The organism is Serratia sp. Ser99 (genome assembly GCF_024519545.1).
In the GTDB taxonomy this organism is placed as follows: Bacteria; Pseudomonadota; Gammaproteobacteria; order Enterobacterales; family Enterobacteriaceae; genus Serratia; species Serratia liquefaciens.
Window position 1 is genome coordinate 600,858 of record NZ_JALJRT010000002.1, and the last position, 24,683, is coordinate 625,540.

A 24,683-nucleotide genomic window follows, 5' to 3' on the forward strand; every position below is an offset into this window, starting at 1 on the left:
TAGGTCGCGCTTTCGCGCTGTAAATCCGGCGATTAGCCCACGCTGTGTTCCAGGCTGATGGCCAATAACTTCTGCGCCTCGACGGCGAACTCCAGCGGCAGCTCAGAGAACACGTCCTTACAGAATCCGTTGACGATCATCGAAATGGCATTGTCTTCACTGATGCCACGTTGCAGGCAGTAGAACAGTTGGTCATCGCCAATTTTTGAGGTGGTGGCTTCATGCTCCAGCTGCGCGCTGTTGTTACGCGCCTCAACATAAGGGAACGTATGGGCGCCACTGTCCGGCCCGATCAGCATCGAGTCGCACTGGGTAAAGTTACGGGCGTTTTCCGCCCCCGGCAGGATCTTCACCAGGCCGCGATAGGTGTTCTCGCTGTGCCCGGCAGAGATGCCTTTAGCAATGATGGTCGAACGGGTGTTCTTGCCGATGTGGATCATCTTGGTGCCGGTGTCCGCCTGCTGATGGCCGCTGGTCAGCGCCACAGAGAAGAATTCACCGATAGAGTTGTCGCCCTGCAGGATCACGCTCGGGTATTTCCAGGTGATGGCCGAGCCGGTTTCCGACTGGGTCCAGGACATTTTCGACCCGGCGCCTTCGCACAGTGCGCGCTTGGTGACAAAGTTCAGGATCCCGCCCTTGCTGTCACCGCCGGAGAACCAGTTCTGTACGGTCGAGTATTTCACTTCGGCGTCTTTATGCAGGATCACTTCCACCACCGCCGCATGCAGCTGATAGCTGTCGCGTACCGGAGCCGAGCAGCCTTCGATGTAGCTGACATAGCTGCCTTCGTCGGCGATCAGGATGGTGCGTTCGAACTGCCCGGTTTTGGCGGCGTTAATACGGAAATAGGTCGACAGTTCCATGGGGCAACGTACGCCCTTCGGCACATAGACGAAGGTACCGTCAGAGGCCACCGCGGCGTTCAGGGCGGCGAAGAAGTTGTCGTTTGAGGGTACGACGCGGCCGAGGTATTTGCGTACCAGATCCGGGTATTCGTGGATCGCCTCGCCGAAAGAACAGAAAATCACCCCGCTCTCGGCCAACTTCTCGCGATAGGTGGTGGAGACCGAGACGGAGTCAAAGATCGCGTCCACCGCCACTTCACTGCCTTCTCGCACCGGCACGCCGAGCTGGTTAAACGCCAGTTCAACCTCGCTGGTCAGGTAATTGTTGTCCGTGACCGCGCCGGGTTGCTGTTCTGCGCCGGGCTGCGAGCCGCAGGCGTCATCACAACTGCCGCAGGACGGCGCCGAATAATAGCTGTAGTCCTGGTAATTCAGCCGGTCGTAGTTGGCTTTCAGCCAGTGTGGCTCTTCCATTTGCAGCCAGGCACGGTAAGCCTCCAGGCGGAACTCCAGCATCCACTCAGGTTCGTTACGCTTGGCCGAGATGGCGCGCACCACGTCTTCGTTGATGCCTTTCGCTAACTCGTCGGTAGCCAGTTGGGTAAAAAAGCCTTCTTTATAGCGACCTTCGCTGACCCAAGCCTGCACTTCATTAGGCATTTCTACATTGCTTCGTGTCATGTTGATTGCATCGCTCAAACGCCAAAACTCTCGCCGCACCCGCAGGCATGCTGAGCTTTAGGGTTATTAAATTTGAATATCTGATTCAGCCCTTCACGGACAAAATCCACCGTGGTGCCATCGATAAACGGCATGGCTTTTAACGGCACATACAGTTTGGCGCCATCGCGCTCAAACAGCAGGTCGTCGTCAGCGGGTTCACGGGTGAGATCCAGCACATAGGCAAACCCGGCGCAGCCTGACTGCTTCACTCCGAGCTGCAGCCCCTTCACCTGCGGATCCTGCTGCATTAATTTAGTAATTTGTTGTACGGCATTATCACTGAGCAAAATGCCTTGCCAGACATTTTCGTCCAGAGAAAAGGTGCCGACATTTTCCGTTTGCATATGGCCTACCTCACACTCGTGTTTTTCCACAGCCAATCTGGGTTGCTACTATGTTAGTGATAACAATTATCACTTCAACCGTTTGTTTTGCGGGGGTATCCGCCAAAAACCCGGATTTTCGTTTCGGCATGCGGCAAGCGCGCGGGACAGTCAGCGACACAATCGCTGCAGGTCGGCAAGGGGATCAATTTATCCCTATGAATTTACAGCACATCCTGTACTACCTTCGCGCTTGCCTATTGGCTCGAACGCTTTACAGATCTGGATTTTTATTTTGCTTTAAACATTCATAGAAAATACCTATTTCTGAATTTTGTCTGTCTTAAAAATGCGTTTATCGACAATAAGGGACTTTTCCCACTCTTTCGCGCTTCACTGCAGGCAGACAATTCGCACGCTCTATGACTAAAGTTTAGTCGTTACTGACCATATTGGGTCGCCGTGCGCTCAATGCATCCCCCTGCCGCGATAAAAATTTCAACAGAATGATTGATCGTAAACGCGCCAGTAAATATGATAATGATTATCATTCAATTACAAATTGAGCGCGGGCAAATGAATATCTCGATGAATGCGTGGCTGCTGGGCAAAATTGATGACTATAAGTTCAGCGTGCGTGACGCCACGGTAGATTTCTACATGGCGGAAGCGTCGCTCAGGCGGCCGGAATGCAATATCAACCACCTGAAACGCTACAACAACGTCAGCCTCAGCATGGCCAATCTGTGCCTGGAAAACGGCGATGATGAAAGCTATCTGCACGCGTTGAGCAAGCTGCATAATCGGCTGATCGTGGAAATCAACAATCCGCAGCGCTGCCAGCTGTTTCGGGTTCAGAGCTACCATTTTGCCCGCCATACCCTGACCCTGATCTGCCAGAAATACGCGATGGAAGGCACCTGGGAGAAAGCCAACGCCTTCCAGAAGGACTTCGTCAAGCGGGTGCCGTTTCAGCTGTAACCCCGCCGACTGACAAGAAACCCGCAGGTCGGAATGCCTGCGGGGGAAGGAAACTTAATCGATCACTGCGGTGGTTAAACGCGAAGTGCAGCAAAGGCGGTCGCGCGAATCGAAGATTTCAATCTGCCACACCTGATGCCGACGGCCAACATGCAGTGCGCGACAAACCCCGCGTACCTGGCCTTCAAACACCGCTCGCAGGTGGTTGGCATTGATCTCCAGCCCTACTACTTTCTGATCGCCCTCGCTGCACAGGTAACCAGCCATCGATCCCATTGACTCCGCCAGCACCACCGAGGCCCCACCGTGCAACAAACCAAACGGCTGCCGCGTACGGTGATCCACAGGCATGGTAGCCTCAAGGTAATCCTCTTCCATACGGGTAAACTGGATCCCCACATGGCTGACCATACAGCCTTCACCGGCCTGGTTTAATTGTTCCAGCGTCGTTTCTCGTTTCCACAGTTTCACTCAATCATCTCCAGAAGTGCCTGTAATGGGTGCCGTACACCGTTACCCTCAATGCGTTTGACCTGGCTGCGACAGGAGTAACCGGTCGCCAGACAACGTTGCCGCGGCAAACGTTGCAATGCCTGGTGCCATGATAGCTCATAAATGCCGAGCGAATTCTGCAGGTTCTTCACTTCATGCCCGTAAGTACCCGCCATGCCGCAGCAGCCTACGCTGACATTTTCCAGCCTGGCGCCGAAGCGAGCAAAGATCGACGTCCAGTGCTGACCGCTGGCTGGTAAGGCCGTGGTTTCAGTACAGTGACCGAACAGATACCAGGCCTCACCGGTCGCAGGCTGTTCGGCCCGCTCGGCCAGCAGTTGCTGCAACCATTCGTGCACCAGTTGCACCTGGAAGTCCCCGCGGGTTTCCCCCAGGATCTCGTTATATTCATCGCGATAACACAGCACCAGCGCCGGATCGACCCCCACCAGCGGCATGCCGAGTTTTGCCACCCGATTGAGGAAGTCGGCGGTTTTGCGCGCAGTACGAGCAAAGCGCGTCAGGAATCCTTTGATATGTTGGGCCTTGCCATTCGGAGAAAACGGCAGCAGCACCGGCCGGTAGCCGAGCTTTTCCACCAGCCGTACAAAGTCCGCCACCACTTTGGCATCGTAATAGCTGGTGAAGGGATCCTGCACGATCAAAACGTGCTGCTCACGCTGTTCGGCATTCAGCGCTTCCAGCTGTTCCAGCGTCATGGTCGTGGCACCATGGCCGGAAAGCTGTTGACGCAGCGTAGGGCTGGAGAGCATCGGCAAATCAACCATGCCGACAGTATTGCGGCTTAGCTCACGCACCCAGGGCTGACGGAAGAAGAAGTTGAACACCTTGGGCGCTTTCGCCATCAGCGGCGTATAGCTCTCTACCCCGGCGACCATATAGTCACGCGCCGGCCGCAGATAACGCGTGTGGTAAAGCTGCAGGAAACGCGAACGGAAGCCCGGCACGTCAATCTTGATCGGGCATTGGGTAGAACAGGCTTTGCAGGCCAGACAGCCGGACATCGCCTCTTTCACCTCGTGCGAGAAATCATATTCGCCTTTGCCTGCGTACCAGCTGTTACGGGTTTTCTCGATCAGCGTTCGGAAACTGAGCCGCTGCTGTGGCAGCTGTTTTTCCAACGCCACGGGATCGACGCCCTGCTCGGACAACAGACGCAGCCATTCACGCACCAGCGCGGCCCGGCCTTTTGGCGAATGGATACGATTGCCGGTGATTTTCATCGACGGGCACATCGGGCTACGCACGTCAAAGTTGAAGCACAGACCGTTGCCGTTACATTCCATCGCCCCCCGGAATGAAGTACGTACCTCGACAGGAATGCGGCGATCGAGGGTACCGCGCTTGACGGCGTCCACTTTCATCATTGGCGCATCGACGCCCAGCGGCGAGCAAATTTTGCCGGGGTTGAGGCGGTTGTTCGGATCGAATGCGGCTTTGATGCGACGCAGTTCCAGATACAGCTGCTCGCCGAAAAACTCCGGGCTGTATTCGGCACGGAAACCTTTACCGTGTTCACCCCACAGCAAGCCGCCGTATTTGGCGGTCAGTGCCACTACCCGATCGGAGAGCTGTTTCATCAGCACTTCCTGCTGGGGATCGCACATGTCTAGCGCGGGACGCACATGCAGCACGCCGGCATCGACGTGACCGAACATGCCGTAGCTGAGGTTGTGGCTGTCCAGCAACTGACGGAATTCGACGATGTAATCGGCCAGATGCTGAGGCGGCACGCAGGTATCTTCGGCAAAGGGAATCGGTTTGGCCCGCCCTTTGGCGTTACCCAATAACCCTACCGCCTTTTTGCGCATGTTATAAATGCGCTCGATGCCCACCAAATCACCACAGATCTGATAGCCAATCACGCCGCCCTGCCTCTCGGAGATCAACTCGTCCAATCGCAGGCACAGACTCTCCATCTGCTGGTCGATCAGGACCTGGTCGTCACCGGCAAATTCGACGATGTTCAGGCCCAGCATCTCTTTATCCGGCACGTTGGTGATCAGTTCGCTCACCGAATGCCAGACGATATCCTCACGCGCCAGGTTCAACACCTTGGAATCGATGGTTTCTACCGACAACGCCTTGGCTTCAACCATAAAGGGCGCATTACGCAGCGCGGAATCAAAGGAGTCGTATTTAACGTTCACCAGGCGGCGCACCTTCGGCAGCGGCGTAATGTCCAACCGCGCTTCGGTAATAAAGGCCAACGTCCCCTCGGCACCGGTCAGAATACGCGTCAAATCGAAGGTTTGCAGATCGTCGCTAAATACGTGTCGCAGATCGTAGCCGGTCAGGAAGCGGTTTAGCTTGGGGAATTTCTCCAGGATCAGCGCGCGTTGGTCACGGCAACTGTTGAGTACCGTTCGGTAAATCTGCCCCTCAAGGGTTTCCTCACAGGCAATCGTTTCCGCCAGTGGCGTCGGCATGGCGCGAGTGTCGATCATGTCGCCGCCCAGCAAAACCGCCCGCAGGCCCAGTACGTGATCGGAGGTTTTACCGTACACCAGCGACCCCTGGCCGGAAGCGTCGGTATTGATCATGCCGCCCAGCGTGGCGCGGTTACTGGTGGAAAGCTCCGGCGAGAAAAAATAACCCAAGGGCCGCAGGTACTGGTTAAGCTGGTCTTTGATCACCCCAGCCTCCACCTTGACCCACCCCTGCTCGACGTTGATGTCCAGAATACGGTTCATGTGGCGCGACATGTCCACCACGATGCCGCTGTTAAGCGACTGTCCGTTGGTGCCGGTTCCGCCGCCGCGGGGGCTGAAGGTCAGCGCGCTGAAACGTTCTTCAGCCGCCAGGCGTGCAATCAGCGCCACGTCTGCGGTGGAGCGGGGAAACACTACCGCGTCGGGCAGCAACTGATAGATACTGTTGTCGGTCGCCATCGTCAGCCGGTCGGCGTAGCTGGTGGCGATATCGCCATTGAATCCGTTTTGCTTTAAGGCTTCCAAAAAGTCGAGCACCCGTTGAACGAGGCCGGGTGCCTGAGAAATCTGTGGGATCATTCGCTTTTTGACCCTGTCTGTCTATTTTTTATGCGCTTATGCACGCTGAATCAGGCCTTTATTCAGACCCACCCTACTTTTTATTAGGCATAAAAACTAACATACTCGTTTAGTGAAGGCATGCACATTATTAGGTCGTCAGACGACGCGCGATAAAAGGTGCGGCGCATGATGAAAAGTGACGAAAATGCACCATGCTTAATCTAAACAAAGGAATTAACTTACCAGGATGAGAACCCATTCATGACAATCCCCCAGTCCCGATACGATTTGCCACGGATTATTTTTGGCGTGCTGTTTATCGCCATTATGATCGTCGCCTGTTTTTGGGTCATTCAACCGTTCATTCTCGGCTTCGCCTGGGCCGGCATGGTGGTTATCGCCACCTGGCCGCTGCTGATCAAGCTGCAAAAAATACTTTGGGGCCGCCGCTCTCTGGCCGTGCTGGTCATGACGTTGCTGTTGATCCTGCTGTTCATCCTGCCGATTTCTCTGCTGGTCAGCAGCGTGGTAGACAACAGCGCGCCCGTGGTTGCCTGGGCCAGTACCCCCGGCAAGCTGCATATTCCCGATCTGGCGTGGCTGCAATCGATCCCGATGATCGGCGATAAGATTTATAACAGCTACCATACGCTGGTGAGTGCCGGCGGCACCGCCCTGGTGGCGAAAGTGCAACCCTACTTCGGCCAAACCGCCACCTGGTTTGTGGCGCAGGCGGCGCATATTGGTCGCCTGTTGTTACATTGCACGCTGATGCTTTTGTTTAGCGTATTGCTCTATGCCCGTGGTGAGCAGGTTGCCCTGGGCATTCGCCACTTCGCAACGCGTCTGGGCGCCGAACGAGGCGATGCTGCCGTCGTGCTGGGTGGTCAGGCAATCCGTGCGGTGGCTTTGGGCGTGGTGGTGACGGCGCTGGTACAATCGGTATTGGGCGGTATTGGCTTGGCGGTGACTGGCATTCCTGCCGCCACCCTGCTGACGGTACTGATCTTTATCTGCTGTGTCGCGCAACTGGGGCCGCTGTTGGTACTGGTGCCGGCCATTATCTGGCTGTACTGGAGCGGTGATACCACCTGGGGCACCGTGCTGCTGGTCTGGAGCTGCATGGTGGCTACGCTGGATAACGTATTGAGGCCGGTGCTGATCCGCATGGGTGCCGATCTGCCGATGCTGCTGATCTTGTCCGGTGTTATCGGCGGCCTATTGGCTTTCGGCATGATTGGCCTGTTTATCGGCCCTGTGGTGCTGGCGGTGTCTTATCGCTTGCTCACCGCCTGGATGAACGAAGCGCCGGAACCGACGACCGATCTGGAAGAAGTCGCCAAAGACCTGGAACAGATGTAATCCGGATCTCTGCCCGGCTCCCTGGGCAGAATCCTTTCTTTATCCATATCCATTCTCATTTACTTCAATCCGTCGCGGCGATAATTAATAAAGTCCCTCTGAATGCCGGGCTAACGGGCATTAATTAAACATACCGCATGAATACATCTTTTTAGCCTGAAGATAGAATTGAGCAAGGTTTAAAATAAATGGGAACCTGGATCTTGATTAGGATGATTCTTAATGACTAATTTCGTTTAAATATCTAGTATTATTGCCATCTATTGCTTCAAACATCTGATTTAAAGCAAGATTTCCAAACAATGTAATGCCATACATGTGAATTGCTGTGTGTAGTCTTTGCCCGTCTCCTATGATGGGCTTTTTTTTATTCTTTTTTTGGCCAGGGTTAATGCCGAAATCCATTCTATTTACATTCGGAAATAATAAAGCCGTAACCTGAGCTACGGCTTTAGAGTTAATGCGGAATCTTATGTCGAAGAATTACTTTTTCTTCGACAGATTGACCCAGGTTTGCACCACGGTATCCGGGTTGAGCGACAGGCTGTCAATGCCCTGCTCCATCAACCACTCGGCGAAGTCCTCATGATCGGAAGGGCCCTGCCCGCAAATACCGACGTATTTGCCATGGCGTTTAGCCGCTTGAATCGCCATCGACAGCAGCGCTTTAACCGCCTCGTTACGCTCGTCAAACAGTTCAGACACCACGCCCGAATCGCGATCCAGGCCCAGCGTCAGCTGGGTCATGTCGTTGGAGCCGATGGAGAAGCCATCGAAGTGTTCCAGGAACTGATCGGCCAACAGGGCATTGGACGGAATTTCGCACATCATGATCACTTTCAAGCCGTTTTCGCCACGCTTCAGACCCTGGCGCGCCAATTCGGCGACCACCGCTTCCGCCTGCGCTACGGTACGCACGAAAGGCACCATGATTTCGACGTTGGTCAGGCCCATTTCATTACGCACGCGTTTTACCGCGTCACATTCCATCGCGAAGCAATCGCGGAAGCTGTCGGCGACGTAACGGCCGGCGCCACGGAAGCCCAACATCGGGTTCTCTTCATGGGGCTCGTATTTCTCACCGCCCACCAGGTTGGCATATTCATTGGATTTGAAGTCAGACAGGCGCACAATCACCCGCTTCGGCCAGAATGCCGCCCCCAGCGTGGCAATCCCTTCCGTCAGGCGGCCCACATAGAACTCGACCGGATGGTCGTAGCCTTGCATCAGCGCCTTGATTTCCTGCTGCAGTTCTGGAGTCTGTTGATCAAACTCCAGCAACGCCCTCGGATGCACGCCAATCATGCGGTTGATGATAAATTCCAGCCGGGCCAGGCCCACGCCTTCGTTCGGCAAGCGCGCAAAGTCAAAGGCGCGGTCGGGGTTACCGACGTTCATCATGATTTTCAGCGGCAGCGACGGCAGCTCGGTCACTTCGGAACTTTGCACGCTGAAGTCGAGCATATCGCTGTACACAAAGCCGGTATCGCCTTCCGCACAAGAGACGGTGACCTTCTGGCCTGCCTTCAGCAGATCGGTAGCGTTACCGCAACCGACCACGGCAGGAATGCCGAGCTCGCGCGCGATGATCGCCGCGTGGCAGGTACGGCCGCCACGGTTGGTGACGATTGCCGCGGCCTTTTTCATGATCGGTTCCCAGTCCGGGTCGGTCATGTCCGTCACCAGCACGTCGCCAGGCTCGATCAGGTCCATTTCGCTGATATTATGGATGACTTTTACCGGGCCTGCGCCAATGCGGTGGCCGATGGCGCGCCCTTCCACCAGCACCGGGCTGCTGCCGTTAAGCTGGTAACGCTCCATCGTCTGTTCGTTGGAACGCACGGTTTCCGGACGGGCCTGAACAATCAGCAGCTTGCCGGTATGGCCGTCTTTGGCCCACTCGATATCCATCGGACGACCGTAGTGTTTTTCGATCAGCAGTGCCTGATGCGCCAGGCCCTGTACTTCTTCGTCGGTCAGAGAGAAACGATTGCGTTGCTGCTCTGGCACGTCTTCAATTTGTACCTGCTTGCCGTGATCCTGCGAAGGTGCGTACACCATGCGGATTTTCTTCGACCCGAGGTTACGACGCACGATAGCCGGCTTGCCTTTCAGCAGCGTCGGTTTATGCACGTAGAATTCGTCAGGGTTTACCGCGCCCTGCACCACCATTTCACCTAGGCCGAAGGCGGAAGTGATAAACACCACCTGGTCAAAACCGGATTCGGTATCGATGGTGAACATCACGCCGGAAGACGCCAGGTCAGAACGTACCATGCGCTGCACGCCGGCCGACAAAGCCACGCCGCGGTGATCGTAACCCTGATGCACGCGGTAAGAGATGGCACGGTCGTTAAACAGTGAGGCATATACGTGCTTGATCGCCACCATTACGGCGTCGATGCCCTGCACGTTGAGGAAGGTTTCCTGCTGCCCGGCAAAGGAAGCGTCCGGCATGTCTTCTGCGGTGGCGGAAGAACGCACGGCAAAAGAGGCTTCCGGCTCGCCGTCGGCCAGTTGCTGGTAAGCCAGGTTTATTTCGCGCTCGAACTCTGCGTGGAACGGCGTGTCGATGATCCATTGACGGATTTGCGCGCCAGCCTTGGTCAGTTGGGCAATGTCGTCAACGTCAGTTTGATCCAGTAACTGATAGATGCGCTGGTTAACACCGCTTTGCTCGAGGAAATCGTTAAACGCCTGCGCGGTGGTGGCAAAACCGTTTGGCACGGCTACGCCCAAATCGGAAAGATTGGTGATCATTTCACCGAGGGAGGCATTTTTGCCGCCGACACGGTCAACGTCGTGCATGCCGAGCTGGTTGTACCAAAGCACATTACGCAAGTCTGGGCCATTGTTGGACATCGAGACAATCCTTATTGCTATCAGTAGGGTATAGACGGATTTAATTCGCTTGCTTTCTCAGCGCCGCTAAAACGGTGCCGAATCAGACTAGCACAATGATCCATAGGAAATGGAAAGGTGAATCGATCAACCCGGCGAAGAAAATGGATTTTAGGAAAACTTCCTGAAATGAAAAATGAGGATGGAATCGTTCCCTGTCGCACTAATAGCTTAAATCTCAACAAATTAAGTAATTTTTAAACTTGATTTTTAAAAACCATATTATCACTAATGACTTTGGTGAAAATAACATCGTTCTGTAGAATCATTCTTCAAGAAAAAGAAATCCCTGCTTTTCATAAAATTTAAAATAGCATTTCAATCAAAAACGCTCCGACGAAAGCTTATTCCTTGATCGGCGAAATTAATCGACGACTCTGCCCTCACTATCACATTTTTTTTGCCCGCCCCTTTACCGCTCGATCATCTCAAGCCCATGATAAGAGCAAGCAGATGCGATAACTGCATCACCGTTTCAGGTAAGGAGCCTCGGGTGGAAAGAAGCGTTTTTTATATTTCGGATGGTACGGCGATCACCGCCGAGGTTTTGGGCCACGCCGTGCTGTCTCAATTTCCGGTGAAGGCCACAACCTTTACGTTGCCCTTTGTCGAAACCGAGGCGCGCGCCCGTGGAGTCTGTCAGCAGATTAATGATATCTATCGAGATACCGGCGTGCGGCCACTGGTGTTTTACTCGATCATTTCGCCGGAAGTGCGCAAAGTCATCACCCAGAGTGAAGGGTTCTGTCAGGATATTGTTCAGGCACTGGTCGGCCCGCTGCAGGGCGAGTTAGAGGTGGAGCCCACCCCGGTCCCTAATCGTACCCACGGCCTGACGGCCAGCAACCTCGGTAAATATGATGCGCGTATCGCGGCTATTGACTACACGTTAGCCCATGATGACGGCATTTCGCTGCGCAATCTCGACCAGGCCCAGGTGATTTTGCTCGGGGTTTCACGCTGTGGCAAAACCCCCACCAGCCTGTACCTGGCGATGCAGTTCGGTATCCGCGCCGCCAACTACCCGTTTACCGCCGATGATATGGACAATTTACACCTTCCCGCCGCGCTGAAGCCGTTTCAGCACAAGCTTTTCGGCCTGACTATCGATCCGGAGCGTTTAGCCGCCATCCGTGAAGAACGGCGCGAAAACAGCCGTTATGCCTCTATTCGCCAGTGTCGAATGGAGCTTGCCGAGGTGGAAGCGCTGTTCCGTAAAAATCAGATCCGTTATCTCAATACCACCAATTATTCGGTAGAGGAGATCTCGACCAAAATTCTGGACATTCTGGGCATGAGCCGCCGCATGTTCTAGTTTTCACGCGGTGGGCCGGTCCCCTGCCGCGTGCTGCTTATTTATTCATTGGCGACGTTTTTTGTGCTTTTTTTAGCGATTCTGATCAACAGAACACAGTTTCTCCGGTTGAATTCATCGGTTTTTACGTTATTGTGATCGCCATCACTTCCCGGCACTCCTGCCGCAGCGAAGAAAAGTCTTTAGAGAAAATCATGCACAAAACAGATGAACTGCGGACCGCGCGCATCGACAGCCTTGTCACGCCGCAAGAACTGGCGGAGAAGTTGCCGATCTCGGCGGAAATCGCGGATAACGTGACGGCCTCCCGGCAACGCATTGAAAAAATCCTGACCGGTGAAGATCGCCGCCTGCTGGTGGTTATCGGCCCATGCTCGATACACGATCTCGACGCCGCCGTAGACTATGCCGGCCGCCTGAACCAACTGCGCATACGTTACCAGGATCGCCTGGAAATCGTGATGCGCACCTATTTTGAAAAACCGCGTACCGTGGTGGGCTGGAAAGGCCTGATCTCCGATCCGGCGCTGGATGGCAGCTTCCAGGTGAATCGTGGTATCGAAATGGCGCGTCGGCTGCTGCTGGAAGTGAACCAGCTCGGCCTGCCTACCGCTACCGAATTCCTCGATATGGTGGTCGGTCAATACATCGCCGACCTGATCAGTTGGGGCGCGATTGGCGCACGGACCACCGAAAGCCAGATCCACCGTGAGATGGCCTCGGCGCTCTCCTGCCCGGTGGGCTTCAAAAACGGTACCGACGGCAATACTCGCATCGCCATTGACGCCATCCGTGCGGCGCGCGCCGGGCACATGTTCCTGTCCCCGGACAAACACGGCCAGATGACTATCTATCAGACCAGCGGCAATCCTTACGGTCATATCATCATGCGCGGTGGCAAAACCCCGAACTACCATGCTACCGATATCGTTGCCGCTTGCGACAGCCTGCGTGAATTCGACCTGCCGGAACACCTGGTGATCGACTTCAGCCACGGCAACTGCCAGAAACTGCATCGCCGCCAGTTGGAAGTAGCAGAAAATGTTTGCCAGCAAATCCGTGCCGGTTCTGCTGCCGTGACCGGCGTGATGGCGGAAAGCTTCCTGGTGGAAGGCACCCAGAAAATCGTGGCCGGTCAACCGCTCACCTACGGTCAGTCAATTACCGATCCTTGCCTGAGCTGGGCCGACAGCGAACAGCTGCTGGCCATGCTGGCCGATGCGGTAGATACCCGCTTCTGATGCCAAAGCCGGGGCGCCCGTCCCGGCTTTTTCCCCTGTCATCCGCTCATCTATACTGTTAGCAATTCTCGCAGTCTCCCTGGAAAGGATTTGGAACCTCGACATGATCCACTCACTGTTATCCATCCCCTGCGTCACCCTGCAAGGGGAACACAAAACGCTGGGGGATTTCCCCGCCCGAGCCTATCTGGTGGTTAACACCGCCAGTAAATGCGGTTTTACGCCGCAATACCGTGGGCTGGAAAACCTGTGGCAGTATTACCGCGAACGGGGGCTGATGGTGCTGGGCTTTCCCTGCAATCAGTTCGGTTCGCAAGAGCCCGGTAATCCCCTGGAGATCGCCAACTTCTGCACTCTGAACTACGGCGTCAGCTTCCCGCTGTTCAGCAAGGTTGAGGTCAATGGTCCTGGGGCGCATCCGCTGTTCAATGAATTGAAACGCCTTGCTCCGGGCGTATTGGGCAGCCAGCGAATCAAATGGAACTTCACCAAATTCCTGCTGACCGCCGACGGTCAACGGGTGAAACGCTTCGCACCGATCACCAAACCCGAGCGCCTGTTCGACCGCATTGAAACCCTGCTGAAATAACCTTGTTTTAGACGGGCTGAGCCCCTTCAGCCCCTGTCACCTTCCCTTCCTACAAAAAGGTTCCATCGGTAAGAAAATTTTCCTTGATGTAACCTTTCGTTCACATGATAATGATTCTCACTTTGATATTAATTACTATTTAACGGTCTGTTTTATAAACACATGACGATGGATAATCACAATCACGACTTACCTGCCAAAACCGTAAGCCCCGCGGTGAGTGGCCTGACCTCGCCTCCCTGCTACGACAGCGCTCAGCTGCTCGACGCCGAGGGCGTGGCGATCATCATCCATCAGGGCCAGCGCTACCAGCTGCGGCAGACCAAAGCCGGGAAATTGATCCTGACCAAATAACACCCATCCCTCAACGCCAGCCACCCCGATCGATATTGATCCAGGCAGCCAGCAAATCTATTGATATGTTAAAAACATACGGAGAGTTGCGACATGCCTCTGATCCCTTACACCCGGCTGCGTTTATCCGCATTGAGTCTGGCGATTGCCTGCGCTCTGCCGACGGTGACTTTTGCACAAACCAACCACACGGCTTCTTCTTCCAGCGATGTGTCGGCTAAAACGAGTAAAGCCAGCGATGAAACCCTGACCGTTGCCGCCACCGGCAATGCACGCAGCAGTTTTGAAGCGCCGATGATGGTCACCGTGATCGAAGGCAATAGCCCTGAAAGCCAGACCGCCACCAGCGCCGCCGACATGCTGCGCCGCGTGCCGGGCATAACCGTCAATGGCACCGGCCGTACCAATGGCCAAGATGTTTTCATGCGCGGCTACGGTAAAAACGGCGTACTGACGCTGGTAGACGGTATCCGTCAAGGCACCGATACCGGTCATCTTGGCGCCACCTTCCTGGATCCGGCACTGGTAAAACGCATTGAAGTGGTACGCGGCCCTTCGGCCCTGCTTTACGGCAGTGGCGCACTGGGCGGCGTAATTGCTTATGAAACCGTGGATGCCGCCGATCTGCTGCTGCCAGGTCATGACACCGGGTTCCGGGTTTACGGCACAGCAGGCAGTGGCGATCACAGCCTGGGTATGGGCGCCAGCGCCTATGGCAAGACCGACAACCTCGACGGCCTGCTGTCATTCGGCACTCGCGACGTTGGCGATTTGCGTCAGGGCAACGGTTTTGACGCGCCCAACGACGAGACCATCAGCAATGTGCTGGCCAAAGGCACCTGGAAGATTGATGATGCCCAGTCGTTGAGCGGCGATTTGCGCTATTACAATAACAGCGCCCGTGAACCGAAAAATCCCCAGGATCCTGATTACTCCAGCAGAAATCCGATGACCAACCGCTCCACCATCCAGCGCGATGCGGCATTGAGCTATAAATTAAAACCCCTGGATCAGGAGTGGCTGGACGCCGACGTCAAGCTGTATACCTCTGAGGTCAAAATCAACGCTCACAATGCGGCTTCCACGGACGAATTCCGCAAACAAACCACTCACGGTGCCAAGCTGGAAAACCGCACCCGCCTGTTTGCCGACAGCTTTGCTTCGCATCTGTTGACCTACGGCTCGGAAAGCTATCAGCAAAAACAACATCCTGGCGGCGCTACCACCAGCTTCCCACAGGCGAAAATCAACTTCGCTTCCGGCTGGATGCAGGACGAAATCACGCTGCGTGATATTCCTGTCACCCTGCTGGCCGGCACTCGCTACGACAACTACAAAGGTAGCAGCCAGGGCCACAACGACGTCGATGCCGACAAGTGGTCATCTCGTGGTGCACTGACTTATTCACCAACCGACTGGCTGATGCTGTTCGGTTCTTACTCGCAGGCATTTCGTGCGCCGACCATGGGTGAAATGTACAATGATTCTCGCCACTTCCCCGGCAACTATTGGGTACCCAACCCGAATCTAAGACCGGAAACCACCAGCACCGCCGAGTACGGTTTCGGCCTGCGCTTTGACGATCTGTTGATGGCCGGCGATAACCTGCAGTTTAAAGCCAGCTACTTCGATACCGACGCCAAGGACTACATTAGCCTGTACGTCACACGGACCCAGACTTCGTCGCAAAATATCTCACGCGCTAAAATTTGGGGCTGGGATACGTCACTGGGCTATCAAACCCAGTGGTTTAATTGGGATTTGGCTTACAACCGCACGCGCGGCAAGGATAAGTCACGCAGCGGGGAATTGAACGGCAACAGCGGTGAATGGCTGAGCGATATCAACCCAGATACCGTCACCAGTTCGTTGGACGTTCCGCTGGGTGAAACCGGCCTGTCTACCGGCTGGGTCGCTACCTTCGCCGAGCGCTCCACACATGTGAAAACCGGCACCGCCGAGCAAGGCGGCTACGGCGTCAATGATTTCTACCTGAGCTATAAAGGCCGCGATCGTCTGCAGGGCGTTACCACCACCGTGGTGCTGGGCAACGCCTTCGACAAAGAATACTACTCGCCGCAGGGCATTCCGCAGGATGGCCGCAACGCCAAACTGTTGGTCAGCTATCAGTGGTAACGTTTTGAATCCGGCGGGCAACCCGAATGCCCGCCGATTGCACCTCTCACAGGAGAACTATCAATGAGCAATACCCTCTACCAACGCTACCAGCAGGCAAAAATTGATAACCCAGGCAAATACGCACGCGATCTGGCCGAGCTGCTTGGCGTCAGCGAAGCAGAACTGACCCATGCTCGCGTCGGTCAGGATACTCGTCGTCTGCAGGCCGATGCCCGCACCCTGCTGACCGAGCTGGAGCAGGTTGGCGTCACCAAATCTATCACCCGTAACAGCTACGCGGTGCACGAGCAGATGGGGCGCTACCTCAACCAGCATCTGAACGGCCACGCGGGGCTGATCCTCAACCCACGCGAATTGGATTTGCGGCTGTTCCTCAACCAATGGGCCAGCACCTTCGCCATGAGCGAAACCAACAAGCGCGGTGTGCGTCACAGCATTCAGTTCTTCGATCATCAGGGTGATGCGTTGCATAAGGTGTACACCACCGACGAAACCGACCTGGCAGCTTGGATGGCGCTGGTGGAACGCCACCTCAGTGCAGAAAACCCGGCGTTGGAACTGAAATCCCCGGACGCCACCGTCAGTAACGCCGTACCGGACAACGAAAAGATCGACCGCGAATGGCGTGAAATGACCGATGTTCACCAGTTCTTCCAGTTGTTAAGCCGCAATAAGCTGACGCGTCAGCAGGCCTTCAAGGCCGTCGGCAACGATTTGGCCTACCGGGTGGATAACAGCGCCCTGTCCCAGTTGCTCAACGCAGCGTTGGGTCTGCAAAACGAAATCATGATTTTTGTCGGCAACCGCGGCTGCGTGCAGATCTTCACCGGTCAGATCGAGCGTCTGATGCCGCAGGAAGGCTGGATTAACGTGTTTAACCGTCGTTTCACCCTGCACCTGATCGAAGACGCAATTGCCGAAAGCTGGATCACCCGCAAGCCAACCAAAGACGGCTTTGTCACCAGCCTGGAGCTGTTTGCCGCGGACGGCACGCAAATCGCCCAGCTTTACGGCCAGCGTACCGAAGGCCAGCCGGAACAAACCCAGTGGCGTGAGCAGGTTGCCGCGCTTGAACCCAAGGACATTGCCGCATGAAACCCTCATTGACCCGTCGCCTGGCGTTGTGCATTGCGCTGGCGTTACCCTTCTCCGCTGCGGCGGCGGAACGTATTGTCTCGATAGGCGGTGACGTCACCGAAATTGCCTTCGCACTCGGCGCGGGCGATGAGGTGATTGCGCGCGACAGTACCAGTCTGCAACCGGAAGCCGTCAAAAAGCTGCCGGATGTCGGCTACATGCGTCAGCTTAATGCCGAAGGTATTCTGGCGTTGAAACCTTCGCTGGTGCTGACGACCGAACTGGCCGAACCGGCGCTGGTGCTCAAACAGCTGGAAGAAAGCGGCGTTAAGATCGTACGCATTCCGGGCGATACCACGTTGCAAAGCGTGCCGGAGAAAATCGAGGTGATCGCCAATGCGTTGCAGCGTACCGAGCAAGGCAAAAAGCTGAGCCAACGGTATCAGCAACAGCTGGCGGCGGTGAAAACCGATGCTCTGCCGGTCAAGGTCCTGTTCGTCATGAGCCACGGGGGGATTACGCCGATGGCCGCCGGGCAACACACCGCCGCCGACGCGGTCATCACGGCAGCCGGTTTGAAGAATGCGATGCAGGGATTCAGTCGCTATCGTCCCCTGTCGCAGGAAGGCGTGATCGCCAGCGCGCCCGATCTGCTGTTGGTCACCACTGACGGCATAAAAACGCTCGGTGGCCAACAACAATTGTGGAACTTGCCGGGCGTCGCGCTCACGCCAGCGGGGAAAAACCACCGCGTGCTGGTGGTTGACGATATGGCGCTGCTGGGCTTTGGGCTGGAAACGCCGGCGGCGTTGGCCAAACTACGCCACGCGGCGGAGCAAAAGTAATGCGCAGTCGCACTTCCCCACGCGTGGCGATTGCCGGCCTGCTGGTGTTACTGGCGCTGCTGGCGCTGGGTGCCGCCAATATGGGGGCATTGCCCCTGTCGTTTCGCACTCTGTGGCAACAGCCGTTCAGCGACACCGCCTGGCATATCTGGTTAAACATCCGTCTGCCGCGCGTACTGCTGGCGGTGGTGATCGGCTGTGCATTAGCGGTATCTGGTGCCGTGATGCAAGGGTTGTTTCGCAACCCGCTGGCTGACCCGAGCCTGCTGGGCATCAGCAGCGGCGGCGCGCTGTTTGTCGCGCTGATTATCGTGATGCCTCTGGCGTTGCCTCCGGTGATTGCCCTGTATGGCCATATGCTGGCGGCGTTCCTCGGCAGCATGCTGGTGTCGCTGTTGATCTACGGTATCAGCCGCAGCGGCCACGGCAGCCTGTCGCGCCTGCTGCTGGCGGGGATTGCCATCAACGCCCTGTGCATGGCGGCGATTGGCGTGCTGTCTTACCTCAGCAACGACCAACAGCTGCGTCAGTTCTCGCTGTGGATGATGGGCAGCCTTAGCCAGTCGCAATGGCCGACGCTGGTGGTGTGCGCTTCGCTGATCCTGCCGACCACCTTACTGACCCTGTTACAGGCGCGTCGCCTGAATCTGTTGCAACTGGGGGATGAAGAAGCGCATTACCTCGGGGTCAACGTCCAGCGTGCCAAGCTGCAACTGCTGTTGCTTAGCGCCTTGTTGATTGGCGCTTCGGTGGCGATGAGCGGCGTGATTGGCTTTATCGGTCTGGTGGTGCCGCACCTGGTACGCATGCGCCTCGGCGGCGACCACCGCTGGCTGTTGCCCTGCTCCGCGTTGGGCGGTGCCTGCCTGCTGTTGGTCAGCGATACGCTGGCACGCACCCTGGTAGCACCGGCGGAAATGCCGGTCGGGTTGATGACCAGCCTGATCGGCGGGCCTTACTTCTTATGGCTGGTGATGCGCCAGCGGGAGCGTGTGGGTGGATAACTCCTCAAGCCTGACGGCGCAGCAATTGCGTTACAGCCTGGGTTCACGTCGGCTGATAAACGACGTTTCGCTCAGTATCGCCAGCGGCGAAATGGTGGCAATAATCGGGCCAAACGGCGCAGGTAAGTCTACGTTGTTGCGCTTGTTAACCGGCTATCTGGCTCCGGGTTGCGGCGAATGTCAGCTGCTGGGACGACCGTTAGAACAGTGGCAACCGCAGCAGTTGGCGAAGGTACGCGCGGTGATGCGCCAGCACAGTGATTTGGCCTTTCCTTTTACCGTAGAGGAAGTGGTCAGCATGGGACGGGCACCGCACGGCAAACGCGATGCACGGCACGCGGTGCAACAGGTGATGGCGCAAACCGACTGCCTTGAACTGGCCCAACGCGATTATCGCCAACTTTCCGGCGGCGAGCAGCAACGGGTACAGCTGGCCCGCGTGCTGGCGCAACTTTGGCAGCCACAGCCCACCCCGTCCTGGCTGTTCCTTGACGAACCGACTTCTGCACTGGATCTCTACCACCAGCAACATACGCTGAGGTTGCTGCGCACGCTTACGCGCCAACAGCCGATCGCGGTGTGCTGCGTGCTGCATGACCTCAATCTGGCCGCGCTGTATGCCGACCGCATTTTATTGCTGCATCAGGGGCAATTGGTCGCCTCGGGCACGCCGCAGGAGGTGTTGCAGGCGGAAATCCTCACCCGCTGGTATCAGGCAGATTTGGGGGTAGTACATCACCCGGAAGTAGCGTTACCGCAGGTGTATTTGCGCCAGTAGTGGCAGTACCGGGCGCGGTACCCGCCGCGCCCGTCATCCTTTCATTTCATTGCCTCTAACTCGAGCAGGATATCTCCAGGTGCTTGCCCCAATCCGGCGGCAATGCGGCGAGATCGTCATATTCCGGCGCGTCAGCAAACGGCGTCAACAAGGCCTGATGCAGGCGCGCCAGTTTGCTGACATCATCCCGTTCGGCACTTTCAATCGCCTGCTGCGCCAGATAGTTGCGCAGGATCAGCTTCGGGTTCACCGCCTTCATCGCCTGTTGACGCTCAGCGTCGCTCACCTGTTCTTGCTGCAAGCGCTGGCGGTATTGTTGGTACCAACCGTCGAACGCAGCGCGATCGATAAATTCATCACGCAGCGGCGACTGCGCCTGTTGCTGTTCGGTATGACTTAACAAGCGGAAAGTTCGGCTATAGTCCCGGCCTTCTTGCGCCATCAGGCTCAGCAACCCGGTGAGCAAATCGTTATCCTGCTGCGATTGGGTGAAGAAGCCGAGCTTGGCACGCATCTGTTCCCCGTAAGCGCGCATCAGGGCCGGTTCATAGGCCGCCAGCGCCTGCTGCAGCTGTTCCGTACTCATCAGCCCGGACAGGGTCTGTGCCAGCCGATGGAGGTTCCACAGCGCCACCGCCGGTTGATTATCGAAGGCATAGCGCCCCTGATGATCAGAGTGGTTGCAAATATAGTCGGGCTTGTAGTCGTCGAGGAAGCCATAAGGGCCATAGTCGATGGTAAGCCCCAGAATCGACATGTTATCGGTGTTCATTACGCCGTGAGCGAAACCGACGGTCTGCCAATGGGCGATGAGCCGCGCAGTGCGTTCGACAACGTCAGTAAACCACAGTAAGTAGCCCTCCGCCTGATCTTGCAACTGCGGCCAGTGACGGGCAATGACAAAATCGGCCAATTGCTGCACCTGTTCCGGCTGCTTACGGTAATAAAAATGCTCAAAGTGGCCGAAACGCACGTGGCTTTCCGCTACGCGTAGCAACATCGCTCCACGCTCAGGTTGCTCACGGTAAACCGGCTCTTCACTGGTCACAATGGTCAGCGCACGGGTGGTTGGAATGCCCAGATGGTGCAGTGCCTCGGAGGCGAGGAACTCACGGATCGCCGAACGCAGTACCGCACGGCCGTCGCCCATGCGTGAATAAGGCGTCAACCCCGCCCCTTTCAGGTGCCAGTCCATGCTACGGCCGTCCGCCAGGCGTTGTTCACCCAGCAAAATTCCCCGGCCATCCCCCAACTGCCCAGCCCAAACGCCGAACTGATGGCCACTGTAAACCTGCGCCAACGGTCGCATGCCCGGCAGCAGTTTCTCACCCGCCCAAATCGGGGTTTTGTCCTGGGTAAACCAGCTTTCGTCCAGCCCCAGTTCGCGTGCCAGCGGTTCACTGTGATACAGCAAACGAGCGCCTTTCAGCGGAGTGGGATTCAATTCGGTATAAAAACCGGCTAACTGATGTTGGTAAGCGTTTTCAAACTGCGGCATAGGCCCTCCGTTGCACCTAGTGTAGAGCTTGAACGGGGCGATTAACACAGAGGAAATGCAGGGAGAACGCATCTGCCTGATACCTGGGCAGATGCGGGGATCAGCGTTTATGCCGATACGGCTTTAAGACCTTTTTACGCTGAGAGGAAAAATACGCGTTCAGCGAAAAAATCATAATGAATAACAGCACAGGAATCACGGTAAACATCATCCAGTCCATTATTGGCTCCGTTGTGTGTAGTACTCTCAATTATTGTTATTGAACTCATCGGGTGTTACCCGTAACGCTGTCAGATTATCCACACCAACGCTAGGCCATAAAAAACCTTGTAGGCCAAAAACACCGGCGTGTCTGAGCTTATTAAAATATTCCCTCTTCTCAATTCCTCCGACGATTACCCCCTTACACAGTAGATTGATATTCTTTAATAACGAGTCAATGACCACGTCATATCCCTGATGGGTAAACAACTGCCAGTAAAAACGTTTGTCGATCTTCACGTAGTCGAATAACCCATCATACAAGGCGGTCAGGGTCGCCTGACCGGAACCGAAATCATCCAACCACAGCGAAAACAACTCGCTAAGCCGGAGGATTTTCTCATTGTTTTTGCCGGCCGAAAGATTCGGAAAGCCCTCACTGATTTCAAAGGCAATAAATGACCACTGCCTGATACGATCACAGAGTTGACCGTCAGCGAGTATCAAATCGACCAGGGTTTCTTCAATATTTAACGTCAACAAAACGTCGTTTTCGACAAACCAGGATGCATTCTGTTCTGCCAATTTCAATTGCTCATTAAATAACTCAATCTTTTGCTCAGCGGTCAGTAAATTAATCCCAATGTCAGCAGGCATAGCCAAATCACCGTCCAGACTATTAAAGCGGTTCAGAATTTCCACCGCTAACAGCCTGCCCTCCATTGAGTAAACAGGTTGAAAAACATAGCTACTAATAAAGTCAGCTTCGAATTGTATTTTCATTTCAATGCCACAGGCTGAATGGCGAGCATCTCATCGTATATCAATATATTTTATCGATCAATCCCTCTGAGATTAATCGGAAATATCAATGCAATTAGTGATAACTTATCATTTAATTGATAGATTAAAGCTATGTTGCGTCCACTTGGCGCAGAGTCAGAACCAATTTGGCTTATGGCAAAATTGCCATCGCTTCGCTGAATTTAAGGTGTATTTAGGTTAAGTGGTATATTCACTCTAAAAATTTAACTTATTGTCATTGTTTTCATTAAAGAAATTCTTAAACACATCTAAATATCAATTAAGCATGAAATCTGCACAAGCGCAAGCCTATCGCCAACTGATTAAATTTAATAACGCATCAATTCCGTACGTTATTCTTTGCATTGAAAATGCGAAAAAATGCCCACCTTGATTTTTAGAAAATTCATGCTACCTGGGATTTAGGTGGATTCCAGCCCCTAAGAATGGATAACAACAATAAAGCGCAGCCAACTTGAGATGTAAAAAAAGGATGAACACTGTCATCCTTTGATATTCAAAGTTTGATTACTATTTGATCGTTTCTGCCAGCCATTGCCGCAGCTCGGCTAACTCGGTAGCCTGCTCCGGGAACTGAGCAATCAGTTTGTCGCAGCACTCAGCCAAGGCTTCACTGCGGTAAGCGCATCCCACCAGCATCTCTGCCAAACGCTGCAGCGGTGCCGGACTCAGGCTGTCGGTAAAAATCTGCGCCCGGCAGATCTGCCCCTTTTCTACGTCAAAGAAGATATCCACCCCACCCCAGACAAAGCGTTCATTCAGTAAATGGCTAAATGCCGGCGCCTTGCCGAAATTCCATTCCCAACTGCTCTGTTTGGCAAACTGCGCGGCGAAATCCGGCAGGTCGGGATAGACATCCGGTGAGATGATCTCCGCCGTAGCGGTCTCGCCATAGTAGTCAAAGAATGCTTGAGTCACCGCATCGCAGACCTGCTGGTGGCTGATGTCAGGTTTAAATTCCACCAGGTTGGCCACCCGGGAACGTACCGAGGTGATGCCCTTGGCCTGCAGCTTTTTGGGATCCGGATTAAGATAATCCGCCAGACGGTTAAGATCGGCATTCAGTAATAAGGTGCCATGGTGGAACCCGCGATCCTGGGTTTCCCGATAGGCCGAGCCGGAGATTTTACGCACGCCTTCCGGCGTTTCGATCACCAGATCATTGCGGCCCGATGCCGTGGCAGAAATACCCAACTGGGCCAACGCCTGCAGAATGATGCCGGTGGAAAGAGTTTTGTCATAACCCGGTTTGCCCGCCATAAAGGTAAAACAGGTGTTGCCCAGATCGTGGAATACCGCTCCACCGCCGCTGCTGCGACGCGCCAGGCGAATGCCGTCCTGCTCCATTCGCCGGGTGTTGCACTCTTTCCATGGGTTTTGTGACTGACCTATGACCACCGTTTCGGCATTGCGCCATAAGAACAGGATTTTCTGCGTGGTCATTTCGCGGAAGATGCACTCTTCCACGGCCAGATTGAACCAGGGGTCGTAAGAATCGGAAATCAGTAAGCGTAAGTTATTCATGGCGGTCTCCGCTAAGCACGTGATGCCGCCATGATACACCAAATCAACAGCTTAAGATTAAATGCGCCGCGCCTGCCAGTAGGCTTTTTTCCAATACACATTGTCCAGCGAGGATCGCATCACGCCACGGCTGGTGGAGGCATGAATAAACTGATCGTTGGTATCATAAATGCCAACGTGCAAACCGTTCTCACCGCCGCCAGTTTTGAAAAACACCAGATCGCCCGGCATCAGCTCATCACGCGAGACTTTGGTTCCCAGCGAGGTTTGTTCCACCGTCGAACGAGGTAGTTGCATATCGAAACGGTCGCGGAAGGTGCGATAAACGAAACCGGAACAGTCAACGCCGCCGCGATCGACCCCACCGTAACGATAAGGTGCACCGTACCATTGACGCAGTTGCTCATTCAACTGAGCTACCACCACGATAGAGTCTGCCAACCGACCGCTCGGCGGCGGTGCATGACTGCTACAACCGGCAAGAATTAAACTGGCTAATAAAAACCAAATACGCATCCGCATAATATCCCTTCATTGAACACGTTGCCGCATCATGCCGTCCGGTAAAAGCATACCGCCTGCGAGGCAAAGCCGGCACCACGTAAGGAAAGCGCTATTTGGGGCTAATTTATCCCCCAGCAGGGGAAAA

General features: G+C 55.1%; 20 protein-coding genes and 1 other RNA gene. 12 read left to right on the forward strand and 9 right to left on the reverse strand.

The annotated features are described in order from the left end of the window. Positions 1–32: 32 nt before the first annotated feature. Both sufB and sufA read right to left on the reverse strand, forming a co-directional pair. Positions 33–1,529 (reverse strand): Fe-S cluster assembly protein SufB, encoded by a 1,497-nt coding sequence (sufB, locus tag NR114_RS06880; RefSeq protein ID WP_041414521.1) that lies wholly within the window; start codon positions 1,527–1,529, stop codon positions 33–35. 14 nt (positions 1,530–1,543) lie between these two features. Beyond that, on the reverse strand, positions 1,544–1,915 hold the full coding sequence (gene sufA, locus NR114_RS06885; protein WP_020826654.1) for a Fe-S cluster assembly scaffold SufA: 372 nt from the start codon (positions 1,913–1,915) through the stop codon (positions 1,544–1,546). Positions 1,916–2,470: 555 nt separating this feature from the next. On the opposite strand from sufA, the gene NR114_RS06890 reads away from it, so the two are divergent. Beyond that, positions 2,471–2,875: a hypothetical protein gene (locus NR114_RS06890; RefSeq protein ID WP_256813837.1), complete on the forward strand. Its 405-nt coding sequence runs from the start codon at positions 2,471–2,473 to the stop codon at positions 2,873–2,875. 54 nt (positions 2,876–2,929) lie between these two features. Here NR114_RS06890 and menI read toward each other — a convergent pair whose 3' ends face one another. Then, positions 2,930–3,346, reverse strand: a complete 417-nt coding sequence (gene menI, locus NR114_RS06895) for a 1,4-dihydroxy-2-naphthoyl-CoA hydrolase (protein ID WP_020826652.1) — start codon at positions 3,344–3,346, stop codon at positions 2,930–2,932. Continuing rightward, positions 3,343–6,399 carry an FAD-binding and (Fe-S)-binding domain-containing protein gene (locus NR114_RS06900; RefSeq protein WP_256813780.1) on the reverse strand — a complete coding sequence of 1,019 codons (3,057 nt, stop codon included), beginning with the start codon at positions 6,397–6,399 and terminating at the stop codon, positions 3,343–3,345. The genes menI and NR114_RS06900 overlap by 4 nt, the downstream gene beginning before the upstream one ends. A 243-nt stretch (positions 6,400–6,642) precedes the next feature. Between NR114_RS06900 and ydiK the strand changes: the two genes are divergently transcribed. Continuing rightward, on the forward strand, positions 6,643–7,743 hold the full coding sequence (gene ydiK, locus NR114_RS06905) for an AI-2E family transporter YdiK (protein WP_256813781.1): 1,101 nt from the start codon (positions 6,643–6,645) through the stop codon (positions 7,741–7,743). A 260-nt stretch (positions 7,744–8,003) separates the two neighbouring features. Then, an RNA gene (rprA, locus tag NR114_RS06910) (antisense sRNA RprA) lies at positions 8,004–8,114 on the forward strand. A 112-nt stretch (positions 8,115–8,226) separates the two neighbouring features. On the opposite strand, the gene ppsA is transcribed toward rprA, so the two are convergent. Further along, entirely contained in the window at positions 8,227–10,605 is a 2,379-nt protein-coding gene (gene ppsA, locus NR114_RS06915; RefSeq protein ID WP_020826648.1) for a phosphoenolpyruvate synthase, read from the reverse strand. A gap of 532 nt (positions 10,606–11,137) precedes the next feature. On the opposite strand from ppsA, the gene NR114_RS06920 reads away from it, so the two are divergent. From NR114_RS06920 to NR114_RS06960, 9 genes are all read left to right on the forward strand, one after another. Beyond that, on the forward strand, positions 11,138–11,959 hold the full coding sequence (locus NR114_RS06920) for a pyruvate, water dikinase regulatory protein (RefSeq protein ID WP_017892646.1): 822 nt from the start codon (positions 11,138–11,140) through the stop codon (positions 11,957–11,959). Positions 11,960–12,153: 194 nt separating this feature from the next. Further along, positions 12,154–13,200, forward strand: coding sequence for a 3-deoxy-7-phosphoheptulonate synthase (locus NR114_RS06925; protein WP_046373703.1), 1,047 nt, complete (start codon positions 12,154–12,156; stop codon positions 13,198–13,200). 103 nt (positions 13,201–13,303) lie between these two features. Next, on the forward strand, positions 13,304–13,789 hold the full coding sequence (locus tag NR114_RS06930) for a glutathione peroxidase (protein ID WP_020826646.1): 486 nt from the start codon (positions 13,304–13,306) through the stop codon (positions 13,787–13,789). Positions 13,790–13,951: 162 nt separating this feature from the next. Continuing rightward, positions 13,952–14,143, forward strand: a complete 192-nt coding sequence (gene hemP / locus NR114_RS06935; RefSeq protein WP_170868563.1) for a hemin uptake protein HemP — start codon at positions 13,952–13,954, stop codon at positions 14,141–14,143. 93 nt (positions 14,144–14,236) lie between these two features. Continuing rightward, a complete protein-coding gene (locus NR114_RS06940) occupies positions 14,237–16,279 on the forward strand; it encodes a TonB-dependent hemoglobin/transferrin/lactoferrin family receptor (RefSeq protein WP_129982955.1) in 2,043 nt (680 codons plus the stop codon). A gap of 63 nt (positions 16,280–16,342) precedes the next feature. Continuing rightward, entirely contained in the window at positions 16,343–17,377 is a 1,035-nt protein-coding gene (locus NR114_RS06945; RefSeq protein WP_256813782.1) for a hemin-degrading factor, read from the forward strand. Further along, entirely contained in the window at positions 17,374–18,204 is an 831-nt protein-coding gene (locus NR114_RS06950) for a hemin ABC transporter substrate-binding protein (protein ID WP_046373706.1), read from the forward strand. The genes NR114_RS06945 and NR114_RS06950 overlap by 4 nt, the downstream gene beginning before the upstream one ends. Continuing rightward, a complete protein-coding gene (locus NR114_RS06955) occupies positions 18,204–19,208 on the forward strand; it encodes an iron ABC transporter permease (protein WP_122079087.1) in 1,005 nt (334 codons plus the stop codon). Before NR114_RS06950 ends, NR114_RS06955 begins: the two co-directional genes overlap by 1 nt. Beyond that, on the forward strand, positions 19,201–19,986 hold the full coding sequence (locus tag NR114_RS06960; protein WP_020826640.1) for a heme ABC transporter ATP-binding protein: 786 nt from the start codon (positions 19,201–19,203) through the stop codon (positions 19,984–19,986). The genes NR114_RS06955 and NR114_RS06960 overlap by 8 nt, the downstream gene beginning before the upstream one ends. Positions 19,987–20,041: 55 nt before the next feature. Here the strand turns inward: NR114_RS06960 and NR114_RS06965 are convergent, their stop codons facing one another. The 4 genes from NR114_RS06965 to NR114_RS06980 form a co-directional block, all read right to left on the reverse strand. Then, positions 20,042–21,484, reverse strand: coding sequence for a protein adenylyltransferase SelO (locus tag NR114_RS06965; protein WP_046373708.1), 1,443 nt, complete (start codon positions 21,482–21,484; stop codon positions 20,042–20,044). Between the two features lie 246 nt (positions 21,485–21,730). Continuing rightward, positions 21,731–22,468 (reverse strand): EAL domain-containing protein, encoded by a 738-nt coding sequence (locus tag NR114_RS06970; protein WP_020826637.1) that lies wholly within the window; start codon positions 22,466–22,468, stop codon positions 21,731–21,733. A gap of 552 nt (positions 22,469–23,020) precedes the next feature. Next, on the reverse strand, positions 23,021–24,034 hold the full coding sequence (locus tag NR114_RS06975; RefSeq protein ID WP_128865393.1) for a lipoate--protein ligase A: 1,014 nt from the start codon (positions 24,032–24,034) through the stop codon (positions 23,021–23,023). A 57-nt stretch (positions 24,035–24,091) separates the two neighbouring features. Next, a complete protein-coding gene (locus tag NR114_RS06980) occupies positions 24,092–24,556 on the reverse strand; it encodes an NlpC/P60 family protein (RefSeq protein WP_041414519.1) in 465 nt (154 codons plus the stop codon). Positions 24,557–24,683 lie beyond the last annotated feature (127 nt).

Bases quoted from the DNA above. Each gene is read 5' to 3' on its own strand.
- sufB (WP_041414521.1), bottom strand. From the start codon at position 1,529: ATGACACGAAGCAATGTAGAAATGCCTAATGAAGTGCAGGCTTGGGTC.
- sufA (WP_020826654.1), bottom strand. From the start codon at position 1,915: ATGCAAACGGAAAATGTCGGCACCTTTTCTCTGGACGAAAATGTCTGG.
- NR114_RS06890 (WP_256813837.1), top strand. From the start codon at position 2,471: ATGAATATCTCGATGAATGCGTGGCTGCTGGGCAAAATTGATGACTAT.
- NR114_RS06900 (WP_256813780.1), bottom strand. From the start codon at position 6,399: ATGATCCCACAGATTTCTCAGGCACCCGGCCTCGTTCAACGGGTGCTC.
- ydiK (WP_256813781.1), top strand. From the start codon at position 6,643: ATGACAATCCCCCAGTCCCGATACGATTTGCCACGGATTATTTTTGGC.
- ppsA (WP_020826648.1), bottom strand. From the start codon at position 10,605: ATGTCCAACAATGGCCCAGACTTGCGTAATGTGCTTTGGTACAACCAG.
- NR114_RS06925 (WP_046373703.1), top strand. From the start codon at position 12,154: ATGCACAAAACAGATGAACTGCGGACCGCGCGCATCGACAGCCTTGTC.
- NR114_RS06930 (WP_020826646.1), top strand. From the start codon at position 13,304: ATGATCCACTCACTGTTATCCATCCCCTGCGTCACCCTGCAAGGGGAA.
- hemP (WP_170868563.1), top strand. From the start codon at position 13,952: ATGACGATGGATAATCACAATCACGACTTACCTGCCAAAACCGTAAGC.
- NR114_RS06940 (WP_129982955.1), top strand. From the start codon at position 14,237: ATGCCTCTGATCCCTTACACCCGGCTGCGTTTATCCGCATTGAGTCTG.
- NR114_RS06945 (WP_256813782.1), top strand. From the start codon at position 16,343: ATGAGCAATACCCTCTACCAACGCTACCAGCAGGCAAAAATTGATAAC.
- NR114_RS06950 (WP_046373706.1), top strand. From the start codon at position 17,374: ATGAAACCCTCATTGACCCGTCGCCTGGCGTTGTGCATTGCGCTGGCG.
- NR114_RS06955 (WP_122079087.1), top strand. From the start codon at position 18,204: ATGCGCAGTCGCACTTCCCCACGCGTGGCGATTGCCGGCCTGCTGGTG.
- NR114_RS06965 (WP_046373708.1), bottom strand. From the start codon at position 21,484: ATGCCGCAGTTTGAAAACGCTTACCAACATCAGTTAGCCGGTTTTTAT.
- NR114_RS06970 (WP_020826637.1), bottom strand. From the start codon at position 22,468: ATGAAAATACAATTCGAAGCTGACTTTATTAGTAGCTATGTTTTTCAA.
- NR114_RS06975 (WP_128865393.1), bottom strand. From the start codon at position 24,034: ATGAATAACTTACGCTTACTGATTTCCGATTCTTACGACCCCTGGTTC.
- NR114_RS06980 (WP_041414519.1), bottom strand. From the start codon at position 24,556: ATGCGGATGCGTATTTGGTTTTTATTAGCCAGTTTAATTCTTGCCGGT.